This is a genomic window from Vibrio sp. B1FIG11 (assembly GCF_905175335.1).
Taxonomy (GTDB): domain Bacteria; phylum Pseudomonadota; class Gammaproteobacteria; order Enterobacterales; family Vibrionaceae; genus Vibrio; species Vibrio campbellii.
In genome coordinates, this window is the sequence record NZ_HG992752.1 from 727740 (window position 1) to 742064 (window position 14325).

At 45.2% G+C, this 14325-nt stretch carries 17 protein-coding genes; 9 read left to right on the plus strand and 8 right to left on the minus strand.

From position 1 onward, the window contains the following. Positions 1-32: 32 nt before the first annotated feature. Positions 33-446: an alternative ribosome rescue aminoacyl-tRNA hydrolase ArfB gene (gene arfB, locus KHO06_RS20130; RefSeq protein WP_005433335.1), complete on the minus strand. Its 414-nt coding sequence runs from the start codon at positions 444-446 to the stop codon at positions 33-35. A gap of 76 nt (positions 447-522) precedes the next feature. On the opposite strand from arfB, the gene KHO06_RS20135 reads away from it, so the two are divergent. Continuing rightward, complete coding sequence (locus KHO06_RS20135) at positions 523-1125, plus strand: beta-phosphoglucomutase family hydrolase (protein ID WP_038889022.1); 603 nt, start codon at positions 523-525, stop codon at positions 1123-1125. Positions 1126-1201: 76 nt separating this feature from the next. Here KHO06_RS20135 and KHO06_RS20140 read toward each other — a convergent pair whose 3' ends face one another. Continuing rightward, on the minus strand, positions 1202-1675 hold the full coding sequence (locus KHO06_RS20140; protein WP_212583235.1) for an FKBP-type peptidyl-prolyl cis-trans isomerase: 474 nt from the start codon (positions 1673-1675) through the stop codon (positions 1202-1204). Positions 1676-1689: 14 nt separating this feature from the next. Next, positions 1690-2322, minus strand: coding sequence for a thiol:disulfide interchange protein DsbA/DsbL (locus KHO06_RS20145; RefSeq protein WP_212583236.1), 633 nt, complete (start codon positions 2320-2322; stop codon positions 1690-1692). 349 nt (positions 2323-2671) lie between these two features. Here KHO06_RS20145 and KHO06_RS20150 point away from each other — a divergent pair, with 349 nt between their 5' ends. Beyond that, entirely contained in the window at positions 2672-3295 is a 624-nt protein-coding gene (locus KHO06_RS20150) for an OmpA family protein (RefSeq protein WP_045373775.1), read from the plus strand. Positions 3296-3377: 82 nt separating this feature from the next. On the opposite strand, the gene KHO06_RS20155 is transcribed toward KHO06_RS20150, so the two are convergent. The 4 genes from KHO06_RS20155 to KHO06_RS20170 form a co-directional block, all read right to left on the minus strand. Further along, entirely contained in the window at positions 3378-3737 is a 360-nt protein-coding gene (locus tag KHO06_RS20155) for a glutaredoxin (protein ID WP_017819296.1), read from the minus strand. A 139-nt stretch (positions 3738-3876) separates the two neighbouring features. Beyond that, on the minus strand, positions 3877-4419 hold the full coding sequence (locus tag KHO06_RS20160) for a hypothetical protein (RefSeq protein WP_043883601.1): 543 nt from the start codon (positions 4417-4419) through the stop codon (positions 3877-3879). Beyond that, positions 4406-4951, minus strand: coding sequence for a YaeQ family protein (locus KHO06_RS20165; protein ID WP_005433408.1), 546 nt, complete (start codon positions 4949-4951; stop codon positions 4406-4408). The genes KHO06_RS20160 and KHO06_RS20165 overlap by 14 nt, the downstream gene beginning before the upstream one ends. Before the next feature lie 74 nt (positions 4952-5025). Next, positions 5026-5235 carry a cold-shock protein gene (locus KHO06_RS20170; protein WP_005433440.1) on the minus strand — a complete coding sequence of 70 codons (210 nt, stop codon included), beginning with the start codon at positions 5233-5235 and terminating at the stop codon, positions 5026-5028. 367 nt (positions 5236-5602) lie between these two features. Between KHO06_RS20170 and KHO06_RS20175 the strand changes: the two genes are divergently transcribed. Beyond that, positions 5603-5869 (plus strand): ribosome alternative rescue factor ArfA, encoded by a 267-nt coding sequence (locus tag KHO06_RS20175; protein ID WP_038889018.1) that lies wholly within the window; start codon positions 5603-5605, stop codon positions 5867-5869. Here the strand turns inward: KHO06_RS20175 and KHO06_RS20180 are convergent. After that, positions 5866-7029 (minus strand): threonine/serine exporter family protein, encoded by a 1164-nt coding sequence (locus KHO06_RS20180; protein ID WP_212583237.1) that lies wholly within the window; start codon positions 7027-7029, stop codon positions 5866-5868. The two genes, KHO06_RS20175 and KHO06_RS20180, sit on opposite strands and share 4 nt — an antisense overlap. A gap of 363 nt (positions 7030-7392) precedes the next feature. On the opposite strand from KHO06_RS20180, the gene KHO06_RS20185 reads away from it, so the two are divergent. From KHO06_RS20185 to KHO06_RS20210, 6 genes are all read left to right on the plus strand, one after another. Further along, positions 7393-8835: a sensor domain-containing diguanylate cyclase gene (locus KHO06_RS20185; protein WP_212583238.1), complete on the plus strand. Its 1443-nt coding sequence runs from the start codon at positions 7393-7395 to the stop codon at positions 8833-8835. Between the two features lie 117 nt (positions 8836-8952). Further along, positions 8953-9699 (plus strand): outer membrane lipoprotein-sorting protein, encoded by a 747-nt coding sequence (locus KHO06_RS20190; protein ID WP_212583239.1) that lies wholly within the window; start codon positions 8953-8955, stop codon positions 9697-9699. A 66-nt stretch (positions 9700-9765) separates the two neighbouring features. Continuing rightward, entirely contained in the window at positions 9766-10995 is a 1230-nt protein-coding gene (locus tag KHO06_RS20195) for an FtsX-like permease family protein (protein WP_212583240.1), read from the plus strand. After that, positions 10985-12220, plus strand: a complete 1236-nt coding sequence (locus KHO06_RS20200; protein ID WP_212583241.1) for an FtsX-like permease family protein — start codon at positions 10985-10987, stop codon at positions 12218-12220. Before KHO06_RS20195 ends, KHO06_RS20200 begins: the two co-directional genes overlap by 11 nt. Further along, on the plus strand, positions 12220-12933 hold the full coding sequence (locus tag KHO06_RS20205; protein ID WP_212583242.1) for an ABC transporter ATP-binding protein: 714 nt from the start codon (positions 12220-12222) through the stop codon (positions 12931-12933). Before KHO06_RS20200 ends, KHO06_RS20205 begins: the two co-directional genes overlap by 1 nt. Beyond that, entirely contained in the window at positions 12926-14185 is a 1260-nt protein-coding gene (locus tag KHO06_RS20210) for a hypothetical protein (RefSeq protein WP_244858451.1), read from the plus strand. Before KHO06_RS20205 ends, KHO06_RS20210 begins: the two co-directional genes overlap by 8 nt. Positions 14186-14325: the final 140 nt, after the last annotated feature.

The following is a 14325-nucleotide window of genomic DNA, read 5'->3' on the forward strand; positions in this document are numbered from 1 at the left end:
ACAAGGCTCCCAATGGCTAGCTCTGACGTTTGTTAGTACAGCACTTTCTGGCGTTGCTGTTTTTTTGTCGCTTGCTTGTTTTTACTATCAAGTCTGCGACGTTGCGAAGCGCGAGTTGGTTTGGTTTTAATACGCTTCTTTTCTTGTCGGCTTGCAGATTGTATTAACGCTTGTAATCGATTTAGTGCGTCTTCTTTGTTCTGCTCTTGTGTCCGAAACTGTTGCGCTTTAATGATGATCACGCCATCTTTGGATATCCGACTGTCTGAAAGGGCGAGAAGTCGCTCTTTATAGAATTCCGGCAATGTGGAATGACGTACGTCAAAGCGCAAATGTATCGCGGACGATACCTTATTAACGTTCTGCCCACCATTTCCTTGAGCCCGGATAGGCAATAATTGGATTTCCCAATCTTGAATTGTGACGGAGTTCGAAATTTTGAGCATGATAATTAAATGCCAATAAGGAATGGGATGATGGCTGATAAATTACCATCAGAGATGTACAAATAGAAGAATTGACATGAACACAATAGATTTAAGCCCCTATAAAGGGTTAATTTTCGACATGGACGGCACCTTGATTGATACCATGCCTGCGCATTTGGCGGCCTGGCAAGCAACGGCGGATCGTTTCGACTTCCCTTTCAACCAAGAGTGGTTACACAGCTTAGGTGGCATGCCAAGCTTCAAAATTGTTGGCGAAGTAAATCGTCAGCATGGTTTGTCTCTCGATCCAAAAACCGTTTCTCGCTTCAAAATGGACACGTTTGCTGAGATGGAGCAACACGGTGAAATCATCTCATGCACTAATACCGTTTTGGATGAGCATCTTGGCAACAAGAAGATTGCCGTGGGCACAGGTAGCCAGCGCGATAGCGCACTGCGTCTACTAGCAAAAGCAGGCATCCTGAAAAAGCTTAATGCGGTGGTTACGGCTACTGACGTTGAAAACCATAAACCATTCCCAGACACGTTCCTTATGGCTGCAGAACAACTTGGTTTGAGCGCACAAGATTGTGTGGTGTTTGAAGATACCGAGTTAGGCAAGAAAGCTGCGCACGCCGCGGGTATGGATTGTGTGATGGTAGAAGAGAATAAGTTAGTGTTTTATCCGAAAGCGTAATACTTCGGGCCAGAAAATCATACCCAATAAAAAACGCCGCAACTGATGCGGCGTTTTTCTTTATTTTTGCTGAGGATTATTGGATGTCCAATAGCTCTACGTCAAAGATCAGCACGCTTGCTGGTGGGATAGGGCCCGTACCATTTTTACCGTAGCCAAGTGTGCTTGGTACGAATAGGCGAATCTTCTCACCGACAACCATGTACTGCAGGCCTTCTTGCCAGCCTTTGATTACTTGGTTTAGACCGAACGTGATTGGCTCGCCGCGCTCTACAGAGCTATCGAAAACCGTACCGTCGATCAGTGTGCCATGGTAGTGCACTTTCACTTTGCTATTTGCAGCTGGGTGAACGTCACCAGTACCTTTTTCAAGTACAAGGTATTGCAGACCGCTCTCAGTGGTAATCACGCCTTCTTTCTTGCTATTTTCTAGCAGAAATTCTTGACTCTTCGAAAAGTTTTCGTCTGCCACTTTGTGGTTCGTCCAAGTGCGGTAGATAAAGAATGCCGCTAGGACAAAAATAATAAGAGGAAACAGAAATTTAGACACAATAGCTCCTTGTCTTATTTTGGTTGTTTTAGCAGATAGTTGATGGTGTCTGCCATTGCTTCAACGGTTTCATGACCACCTGTGATCACTTGGTACTTACCATTTACGATGAAGGCAGGCACTGAGTTGATTTGACCACGAGTCGTGATCTGCTCTGCTTTAGTGATGTATTCAAACAGTTTTGCTTGTTGAGCATCGTCTAGTTGATAAGGGCTCACTAGATTACGAGACTCGAATGCTTTCTCTACCGCTGCTTGACGCTCATCAGCAGTCGCTTCTGCTCCCATTTGAACCGCCGCGAATAGTTCTTCCATAAACGCTTTGTCAGGCGTACCGTTCACCTGCATTGCTGCTGTGTAGAAAATGATTGCGCTGATTTGTGCATTCTCATTGAAGGTTACGTGCATTTTCTCGACTTTTTGTTCTGTCAAAGATTCGATTTTTGGCACAAATTGTTCCATGGTACGGCAGTGACCACAGTTCAGAGAAAACACCTCAGTAACAGGAGCCAGGTTGTACTCTGCAAGAGAGACTGGCAACACTTCGTATTGTTTGCCTTGTTGTGGCTGACTATTGCCGTTATCACAAGCCGTTAGGGCAAATACTGCGGCAAAAAGTGCTGCACCTTTAGAAATAGTTTTAAACATGGGTAAAGCTCTAAATAGTAGAATTATCGCTAGTTTATCGGTTAACGGTATCGACGAAAACCATTAATACGGCTTGTTACACTAAAGTGAGACAATCGAAGAAAGTTTAGACAAAACAGAGCAATGACGCAGAAAATAAAGGTGCTGATGCTTGAAAAAGACGAATCTCGTCCACTTCAAAGGAGAGCAGTCATTCACCGAAAGCCGCAGAATTAGAAAAATGAAGGTGCATATGGGATCTTTGGCACGATAGGTGCTTGCTAAATGAAGATAAATAGCAATGGGCACTAAAGTTTGGGCAATTTAAGCCGACACAGTGAACAAGAATTCATTCTACGTTGGTAACGGTATGAAGCATTGGTTTTTAGTTGCATGTGGTTTCTTAGCCGGATGCACTAGCATTAATTCAGATATGGTTCCGGGCGGCAACATGTTAGACACCGCTCCTCGCACTAATTCAGAGCTTAGACATCCAGAGTGGGGTTATGCGAAGTCATACTCTTCTGCGCCTCGTTATGTTGCTCAGGTACCGAGCTCAATGGAAAAAAAGTCACAGGGCGTGATGTCATTGGAGATGTTCTTAAATAGACATCAGATCGCCCATGAAACCATCAGTGGCGAACATCTTATGATACGTTTGAAGGAGCAAGTTCATTTTCAAACTGGCTCTGCAAGGTTATCGGCGCAATCTCAAGACTGGATACAGAGCCTTGGGCATTATCTTGCCGGACGCACTGACGTCGATGTGGTGATTGATGGCCATGCGGACAGCACGGGGGCGGCGAGCTTCAATGATTCGTTGTCTGAGAAACGTGCGCGTGAAGTTGAAAAGCAGCTACTTGCGACTAGCTTGCCACGCCAAAGAGTGTTCTCTCGAGGCTTTGGTGAATACGTACCGCAGTGTAGTAACGCAACGGCGAGTGGTAAAGCATGTAACCGTCGAGTGGAACTGATGCTGATTGTCGATCAGTAACCACCATTTTAAGCCATTGAGATAAAAGAAAAGAGGCACCGTTTGGTGCCTCTTTTACATCCGCCAATGTTCTTAGGGGGAACTAGGCAAATTCTTTTTCAATGTAAGCGACAATGTCTGAAGATTCGTAAAGCCATTGCGTTTCGCCATCTTTTTCAATGCGAAGGCAAGGAACTTTCACGCGACCGCCACCTTGCTCTAGTGCTTCACGGTGTACTGGGTCATTTTTCGCATCACGCAACTCAATGTTTACAGATTGACGCTTCATAGCACGACGAACTTTTACGCAGAAAGGACAAGCTTCAAATTGGTAAAGTGCGTAGTTCTTCGCTTTGTCATCAACGCTTTTCTGTGCCTCTGCTGAGCGTTTAACGCCGCGAGGTGAGAATACTGCGTTGAGAAGTAGAATGATTTTTCCCAAAATCCAACGGATAAACTTCATAATGATCCCTTGATGTTCAGTGGATGAGTGTCCTTGGCTTTCATGCAACAACCGACGTGACGAAATCGTTTAACGAAAAGAGCCGTTGCATGAGAGGACGTAGTCTATCAGGTGTTTGGTTTGGACAAAACCATGTTTTTTATGAGGAAAAAAGACGTTTTACCCAACCAAAGAGTCCACTTGCTTTTGCAGGGTTCGCTTCTTTACCGAGATAAAAGCTTTGCATCAGGTCTGTACGGAATGCATCTAAGTCCATACGTTTGATCACCAGCTCATGCTGCAGGGTATTTTGTGTTTGCTCTGCGTGATCATGAGCAAGGCTGAAATCCATATTCAGGTAGCCTTGAGTGTATAGCCATAAGTGCGTGACCAATACTAAGTCTTCGGCAGACTGGTTAGTGAACTTCTCAGCATGCTCTTCGCCCAACGTATCACTGAATACTTGCTGCATTTTGTGAGTGGATGTGGCGTGCTGCTCATACAGCGCACTGGCTTCGATGTGAGACTTAGTCAAAAGCCCGAGTAAATGCAGCGCAGGGGCTGTGTCAGGCTTGTTTTCACATACTCTAATGAACAATGGGGCTTGTTCTTTTACCCAGCGTCGCCTTGCTGCTTTATGCTCGTCAACGAAGGGAATGTTTTTGAACCCCATTTCTTGGATCAGTTCATTAAGAGGCGTCATTACTTTGCAGTTCCTTCACCGTCACTTCGACGTGTTGTTCGTTAATATCAACGAAAATAGAGGTGCCGGTAATCATAACAGATAGGCTAGTGCCACGGTCAAGGTGCTGTGAAATCAAATCGATAGCATCGTAATCTAGGCTTGCCACGTCGACAGGAAGCATGCCAAATTTGCCAGCCATCTTGTCCCACCAAACTGACGCTTTGGTGTTGTAGGTGTAGACTTTCACATTCTTAGCCAAACGGGTCGCTTTCTTGATGCGATCTGGCTCTGGCTCACCAATCTCAATCCAATGTGTGATGGATTGATCGTCCTCAACACGCCACAAGTCTGGCTCTTCTGTTGTAGAGAGACCTTTAGTGAACTCGAGATCATCCTGTGCATTCAAGCAGAACGCGAAAATACGAGCCAGCATACGCTGTGGCTTTTCAGAGGGATGAAGGGCGATAGTCAGGTTTTTTGAATCGTAGTAATCGTTGTTCATATCGGAGATAGCGATACGAAACTTGTAAATTGTTGGTTTTAGAGCCATAGGAAGTATCAATAAATGAAGGGCAAAAAAATAGCCAGCTAAAAGCTGGCTATCATATCAAAATCTTAAAAGGATTAAACTAGAGTGATTTTCTCAGCTTGTGGACCTTTTTGACCTTGAGTGATTTCGAATTCTACTTTCTGACCTTCAACAAGCGTACGGAAGCCGTCACCTTGGATTGCAGAGAAGTGAGCGAAAACGTCAGGACCGTTTTCTTGTTGGATGAAACCGAAGCCTTTAGTTTCGTTGAACCACTTAACTGTACCAGTAGCTTTGTTAGACATGTCTATTTCCTAAATATCTAATTTTGTGTAAATCTCGCCTAATCGGCGCTTATAGCGTGGAAAAATAAATTGCTATTGCGTACCACAGGACGGGGGAGTTACGAGTAATCCAACGAAATGTGAAAACAAAGAACTTTCTTTCTAGCCGTGTTCGAGTCTAGGTTAATTACGGGTATAGTCAACATATATCGACCTCTCAAGGGCAAATATTTGTATCTAGTCACTTTTTATACGGTGTATTTTTGATGTTTTTTCAAATAAATGACGTTGTTGTGAAGTTTTTGGGAGGCAAAATGAAATTTATTATACAAATTTGACTATTTTCCCTAATTATTGTCCAATCTGGTTCGACCATTAAGGAGGATCTATGGCGAAGAACAAATCTAATCCTCAGCCGAATGAATTGGTTCAAGATACCGAATTTGGCAGAGGCGAAATTAAAGACAATGCATTGAAAGCCGTTGTCACCAGTCAACTGTTTAGAACTCGAGTTGTAAAAGCGAAAAAAGGCAAAGGCAGCTTCAATCGGAAAGCGAAGCATAGAGGCAAAGAGCCCTATTCAAAGTTCTCACTAATGTGGATTTTGAATAGGGCTTTTTTCTTGTCTGAAGGTTATGGAGATGCGCTGTCTTAGCGTTCGATTTTGGGTGAGTAAATAGAATAGGCTGTGATTTGCCCTGCAACGATCGCCGAGAACATAAACAGCGCAGACAAACCAATGCTTGGGATCGGCAAAATCGATTGCTCAAACACGGATTGGCTCGCACTGACCAATACACGGCTACCCGGAACCAATATGATAATGCCTTGAACAATGTAGATAGAGCCCGTCAGTTCCATCTTTTTCGCAATCCAAGTCCCGTATAGGGTTATCAGTACAGTGGTAACCCAAGTGCCCACAACCCAGCCACTTTCAAAACCAAGATAAAATGGCCCCCACATTCCCAACATTGCCACAGGTAAGCCAAGTAGAATGTCGATAGGGCGGGCATTAAAGATCACCCCAAGGCTAATTGAAATGATGAACAAGCCACTAATGTGCATCCAAATAGGAACTGCATTGGTGTAGGCGATGGATTGCGCTTGACCCCAAATGGCTTCACCGATATTAAGCCCCATGGTGATGCCGACAAACAGTTTGATCAGCGTGAGGGCGCATTGTCCCAATAAACTGGTTCCTGAAACTAAATCGTTGAACGCGAGACACTCCAGCGAGTTAGCGATCGAAAGTCCGGGCACAAACAAAACAATCGTAGCGATGCAGAGCGCCCATACTGGAATAGGCAATCCAGTGCTGGATAGGTAAGCGACAATAATGCCAGTGAACAAAGCCGCGATAAACTCAACCGCAATTGCACGTCTCGCTCGGCAAACTTGCTGACATCCCCAGACCATAAAGCCGAGAATAAAAGCAAAGCCGACTGCCTCTAGGGTACTGCCAACCAACATTAAGTAAGCGGGTGGAATACCCATGTTTGCCAATGCGATGATCCATGAAGGATATCCCGCAGGTTCAGGGACAGGTTCGCTACTTGGTTGATTGATACGAATGATGGTGTTGGCCAGCAAACTCAAGTTAATGGAAGCTGGTTTCAGGCGTTTGAGTACCACTGCGTTGTTGTCATCAGGAAACTGATAATTGATCGCGGTTGGTGTGGCTTGAATCATCACATCCACGCCATGTTTTTGCGCATAGTACTGAGTGTATTTCTCTACTTTGTAAGGCGCACAACCACTGCGATGCAAGGTATCGCCAATTTCGACGATTTTGTTAATTCTATATTGAGAAGGCATGGCGAAAGCGAAAATTTCGGGTCACAAAAAAATTGCGCGTAAGTTAACAAAGTGATTCTTATCGAGCGAATAATCATTACTTTTTTGATGTGATTTTGTGGGCTGTGTCAGGTGTTGTTTCGTTTATCGCGGATTTGCATCGAGAACGGTTGGTACTATCGCACTTTCATTCATATAAATGTCATAATAATTCGCGACAAATTAATAAATACTTCTAGCAATAAAGTACCGTTTTTCAGATGAAGTGTATTAATTTAGATTCATATCAATAAGAGTCTCTTCCCATATCTAAAAGCTCTGCTATATCTTTAGTTCGATTTAAGTCTTAGGTAACACTTTCGGACAGGGTGGCGAGAAGTAGGAATGACTCTCATACGTTATAGTACTTATGTTTGGAAAAACACCACGTTTAGCATTGCTCTATTAATAGTGGGCGTGCTGCATAGTGCTGTGACGTATGGTCATGAGACCCAGAAAGAGACTCTCGTTATCGCTAATTCAAAAGCGTGGAAGCCTTTCTCTTATCTCACACCAGATGGTGAGCCTAAAGGCATCTTAATTGATTTTTGGCGTGAGTATGCCGTTAGAAATGATGTTCATGTTCAGTTTCTTCTGCTTGATTGGGAAGACTCTTTGCTTGCAGTGAAAGAGGGGAGAGCAGACATTCATGCAGGGCTCATATTTTCCGAAGAGCGCAACCAGTACCTGAATTTTGGCACAGTGATCATGCCTATTGATACCCAACTGTACGTGAACAGCGACCTTTTAGGCATCGATGTTGATTCGGTGTTGGCTGGGGAGTCTGCGATGGAGGTGGGGCTAGTTAAAGGGGGATACGAAGAGACTTTCGTTCGTAAGCGTTATCCCAATGCCGCAATCAAACAGTTTGCGAATAATGATGCATTATTAAAAGCCGTTACCGACAAAAAGGTATTTCTGTTTGTGGTCGATACTCAAGTGTCTAATTTCTATATGGCGACGACATCAGATGCAGTGACGTTCCTGCCTGCATTACACCTTTATAGCAAAAGCTTGAGAATCGCGACGGGAGAGGCGGGCTCAGAGTCGATCGAAGCCATCTCCAAGAAATTTGAAACGGTGTTGGAAGCCGACAAAGATCGAATTTTAAGTCGTTGGATCCACGTTAAAACGGTTTATCCCGCCTATCTGGCGCCCCTTGCTGTGTTTGCTCTTATTATCGCGGCTATGTTCCATATCTTTTCACTCAAACGCACGGTGGCTCTGCGCACGCGGCAACTCACTATGGCGAATCAACAGCTTTTTGAACTCACCCTGACTGACCCTCTCACTAAGCTTTATAATCGACGTCATTTGATTGAGCGTTTAGCGACGTTAAGTAACGTAAGGCGAAACTTGACCGTGATGGTGTTTGATATTGATGACTTCAAATCCATCAATGACCAATTCGGGCATGTGGTTGGCGATCAAGCTATTATCGCCGTTGCGAATACGGCGAGAACCGTGATCGATGAAAGAATGACGTTGGCACGCATTGGTGGTGAAGAGTTCGCTTTGGTGACAGCTTCGCTTTCTGCTGAAGAAGCTGAAGTACTCGCTCGTACAATTTGCACCCAAGTGCATTGCTCACCGGTGACTTTGGATGGACAAGCGATTAGCGTGAGTATCAGTTTAGGCTGTGCGTATTATCCAAAATTTGATGAACAACCAAGCCTGCAAGATGCTGATCAACTTATGTATCGTGGGAAAGCCAGCGGTAAAAATCGCGCGGTGTTCCAAATCATCAACAGAAACAAAGTGGAACCATTACTTCGTAAAGCTCAGTAAAACTTTGAGCGAGCTCTCGCTGACCTTCATCCTCTCCTTGCTATACTGATTTGAACTCCCTGTTTTTATTGTCATTTCTGACGCGAATAGTGTTGGATTTGAGTGTCGAGGACGGTTATGCGTACTGCTTTGTTATCTCTATTGTGTTGGTCCATTTCATTTACTGCTGTGGCTGAAAGTGCTTTTGATATCGTGCAAAAGTCAGATCAAGCAATGCGCGGCGATTCCAGTTATACCGAATCCACTATGGAGATCATTCGTCCTGATTGGACTCGGTCGATGACCATGAAGAGTTGGACCAAAGGGACAGAGTTGTCTTTGGTGTTGGTTACGGCGCCAGCCAAAGATAAGGGCAGTGCTTCTCTAAAACGACAAAGAGAAATGTGGAATTGGGTACCGAGCATTGAACGCGTCATCAAAATTGCGCCATCTATGTTGAGCCAATCGTGGATGGGCTCAGACTTCACCAACGATGATTTGATCAACCAGTCTTCTATTGTGGTCGATTATCAGCACCAATTGAAAGGCGAGGATACGTTTGATGGCGAAAAGGTTTGGGTGATAGACGCCGTTGCTAAGCCCGATGCCCCAGTGGTTTGGAGCAAAGTAACGTTGTGGATTTCCAAATCGACCTACCTACAGCGCAAAGTAGAATTCTACGATGAGTTTGATGAGCGAGTGAACGTGATGACGACTTATGACGTGGAAGAACTCGGTGGGAGGAAATTAGCGACCAGAATGGAAATGCAGCCGCTTGATAAGCCAGACAACAAAACCGTACTCATCACCCACCAAGCGCAGTTTGATTTCGATATCGATGACAGCTTTTTCTCTCAGCAACAGATGAAATCGCTGCGCGACTAAGTTTGGATAAATGAGCGGCTAAAAGAAGAAACGGATAATCAAACATCAACGGAAGGAAGCGAATCAATGCTTGTGAAACTGGCTTGGCGAAACCTCTGGCGACAAAAACGCAGGACACTACTGACGGCGTCTGCGTTGGCATTGGTGCTGTTTCTTTCGCTTATTACGCGAGCGTTTCAAGAAGGCAGTTATACGTCCAATATCAAAAATGCCGCCAAGTTTTATACGGGTCTGATTCAACTGCAAAACCCCGAGTTTGGTGACTCTTCCAGCATTGATGATGTCTTGCCGCAAACCAACACCTTCATTTCGGCGGCGAAAAATAATCCCAATATTGATGTGGTATTACCTCGGGTAGAGTCTTTTGCTTTAGCCGCAAAAGATGAACGCTCAAAGGGTGTGATGGTACTAGGCGTTGAGCCTGAAGCTGAAGATCGGTACTCCAATATCAGCGACAAATTGATTGAGGGAAGCTACATCCAATCAGGGCAAAAATCAGTGTTAGTTGGTGGTGGTTTGGCGAATTATTTGCAACTCAAGGTTGGCGATGAACTGGTGCTGTACGGTGCCGGTTATCGAGGACAGACCGCGGCAGGCTTGTATCAAATCTCGGGCATTCTTCATTTTCCTTTGCAGCAGCTTGATTCTCAGTTGGTGTACATGCCGCTCGATACTGCGCAAAACCTGTATTCATTGGATGGCCAAGTTACCGCATGGGTTTTGAATACTGAGAGTCTAAGAGACTTACCTGATACCGTTGAACAACTTAAAGCCGAGTATGGCAAAAATGTCGCTGTGAAGGATTGGAAAGAGTTGTCGCCAGAAATGGCACAGCAAATCGCCTTAGATAAAGTGGGCGGTATTTTCTTGATTTATATTCTCTACGGCATTGTTGGTTTTGGCTTGTTTGCGACTATCTTGATGACAACATTAGAACGCCAACGTGAGTTTGCTGTTATGTTAGCAACCGGAATGCTGCGCTCCAAGCTCGTCCTTCTGCTCACGATAGAGTCTCTGTTTATGTCCGTCATTGGCATCATCATTGGGCTTACCGTGAGTACTCCTGTGTTGGGGTATTTCTATTTTAATCCAATCGAAATTACCGGCGATGCTGCCAAGCTTATGCGCGAAAGTGGTTTTGAACCTATTGTGCCTGTTTCGCTCGACCCACACTTACTGCTCAATCAAATCGCCGTCGTGCTGTTCATTCTCTTGTTGTGTTTACTTTACCCAATGATTCGTATGCTTCGAATGCCTATTGCGGCAGGGTTAAAAGGAGGTGCTCATGCTGGTTAAGTTGGCGTGGCGTAACTTGTGGCGCAACAAGTTGAGAACCTCAATCATGCTCGGAGCTATGGTATTTGGCTTGATGGGCGTGGTTGCCATGATGGGGTTTATGAATGGCTTGGTCGATAGCATGATTAAGAACGCCATCTCTTGGCAAACCAGTCATTTTCAGATCCAGCAAAAGTCCTACTTGGTCAACCCTGAGCTAAAAGATGTGGTTCCCGATGCGAATAAGATAGGCAAAGTGTTATCGGCTAATCGAGAAGTGAAAGCGATCTCTGAGCGATTTCTAGCAGATGGCATGATAGCGTCGGCGCGCAGCACACGTGGTATTCGCATCAACGGCGTTAATATCGAGCAAGAGCAAAACATCACGCCACTCTCACAACACATTGTCGACGGAGAATGGCTGAGCGAAGAAGGTAGAAATCCGATTTTAGTATCGAGCAAGATAGCTGAGCGATTAAAGCTACGTGTCGGGTCCAAAGTTGTACTTACTCTGTCTGATATCAATGGGGAAGTCGCAGGCGCAGCATTTCGTGTTCGAGGTATATTCAAAACACCATCGACAGGGTTTGATGACGGTAATGTCTACGTCCGCAAAGCAGATCTTGAAAAGGTTGCGGGGCTGAGTGGCACACACGAAATCGCGATACTCCTTACTTCTAATAACGATACTGAGCTCAAGCAGCTACTGGCGTTCACTCACTCTATTTTGCCGCCGGAAAGTAAAGACTTGCTCAGTGTGAGACCTTGGCAAGAGATCCAACCTTTGCTCTCGACCATGATGAGCACAATGGATGTTTCCAACCAAGTGATGCTGGTGGTGTTTGTGCTGGCGATGACCCTTGGCATCATCAATATCATGCTGATGTCGGTGTTTGAGCGCACGCGAGAGTTCGGTGTGTTAATGGCTGTCGGGATGCAAAAACACAAGATACGCTTGTTGATCGTTTTCGAAACCTTGTTCCTCGGATTAAGCGGTTGTGCGCTTGGGTTACTCGGGAGTGCAATTATGCTTAAGGTGCTGAGTATTACCGGATTGTCGCTGGCTGGTATGGCAGAAGGGCTAGGGGCTTATGGCGTGGATACCTTGCTTTATCCACGGGTATCAATAGCGGAATACCAAATGATTATTGTCGCGATTTTTGTCGCTAGCCTTATCGCAGCCCTGTATCCCGCACGACAAATTTTGAAGCATCGACCTGTGGATGCCATGGCGGAGAAAAGCTAATGACCATCAAACTAGAAAACCTAACTAAGATTTACAACGCCGATGGTGATTACCCTGTTCACGCAGTGCAGTCGGTAGACTTAGAGATTAAGCAGGGGGAGTTCGTTGCGATCATGGGACCATCCGGTTCGGGTAAAACGACGTTGCTGAACATGATTGGCGGTATTGATGCCCCAAGCTCTGGCAAAGTGGAAATCGACGGTTGCATGATTTCATCAATGTCAGAAAAAGAGCTGATTGCCTATCGCCGCGACAATATAGGTTTCATCTTCCAAGACTACAGCTTGTTACCTGTGTTAACCGCGCTTGAGAATGTGGAATTCGTCATGCAACTGCAAGGAAAAACCGAGCGAGAGTGCCGTGAACGTGCGACGTCCTTACTTGAGCAAGTGGGGTTAGCGGAACAGATGAATAAGGTGCCAGGTAAGATGTCCGGCGGGCAGCAACAACGTGTTGCGGTTGCCCGTGCTTTAGCACCAAAGCCTCGTTTTGTCATGGCCGACGAACCTACTGCCAATCTAGACGCCAAAAGCACCGGGGAGTTGCTCGACATTATGGAGCAACTTAGCGAACAAGAGGGAACGACGTTTATCTTCTCGACCCACGATCCGCGGGTGATAAAACGTGCACACCGAATTATCGTGTTTGAAGACGGTCGTTTAGCGCGTGATTTCAGTAATATCGATAATCGCGCAGAGAGGTCGCATGCATAGAGCTGTTTCCCATTTGTCTGCGATTTGTACCAACGCTCTCCGATTGCATACTTACTTGCCAAGAACGAACACAAGTGCAGTGTTTATCAAGGCGTTAAGTCTTTCTCTGCTTAGCCTTCAGGCTGGTGGCGCCTTTTCTGCGGTTCCCGGATTAGAGCCACAAAAGTCATGGGATTTGGATGGTTACATCAAATACATGGCAACCTACAGTATTCCTGATGGCGCTGATAATACGTTTGATAACCTAATACACAATCGACTTAACTTTGAATACCGTTTTTCTTCTAGTTGGCGAGTGAATGTTGGGCTACGAAATCGAGTACTCTGGGGCGATTCTACCGACTTTCCTGGCTATGCCGATTTGGTTGCGTTGGATTCTGGTTACATGGATTTAAGCAAAAACTGGCATGAAGATGATGTGGTCATCAACAGTCAGCTTGATCGCTTGTATCTCACTTGGCAGCAAGATGACTGGGGAGCGAAACTAGGGCGCTTTCGTATCAATTGGTCGATGAATACGATATGGAATCCAAACGATATCTACAATGCGTATTCGATTTACGATTTTGACTATGAAGAACGGGCAGGCACGGATGCCGTCATGTTAAGCAGGAAGCTGGGTTTTGCCGATGGGGTCGATTTGGTGTTTTCGCCTGCTCGTGAATCTGGGCAAAACAGTGCCTCACTGCGTTATTTCGCCAATCAATCGGGATGGGATTACCAGTTTATTGCAGGCCGAGCTCGGATGGATTACGTACTCGGCGCTGGTTTTGCAACGGATGTGTTTGATGCGGGTTTTCGAGGAGAACTCACGTGGTTTGATCCCATTGATCCAGAATTTGAAGGTGAACCGACCAAAAAGACCGCGGTTGCCAGTTTTGAATCGGATTACAGCTTTGGCGGAGAACGCAGTTGGATGGGGTGCGCAGCGTGGTTATTTATCTCCGAACCGCAAGATGCATCGAGCGCATTGGCGTATTTGAACCTTCCTCTCGATGCAAAAACATTGAGCTTTACACGAAATACATGGTACGCCGATATGAGCTTTGATTTAACGCCTTTAAATCGTGTCACGCTCTCGGCCAGCTACTACGATGACCATTCCTATTTCCTTGGTATGTCGAGTAACTACTCCCTCGCTAATGACTGGCAATTACTTACAGTGATCCAAAGCTTTAACGGCAGCAGTGGCAGCTTGTTTGGCGAAGCGCCTTCGACTTTATTGTTTGCGAACGTAAAGTACAGCTTTTGATGCTAACTGTTTCTTTATCAGTAAAATAAATCGCCAATAGGTTCCCCAATTTTTACGATAAGCACCCGCATACATTCTTTTTTGTTTAACTTGTGATACATATATTTAACATTCTTATTAATCTCGTTATATTTAGGGCT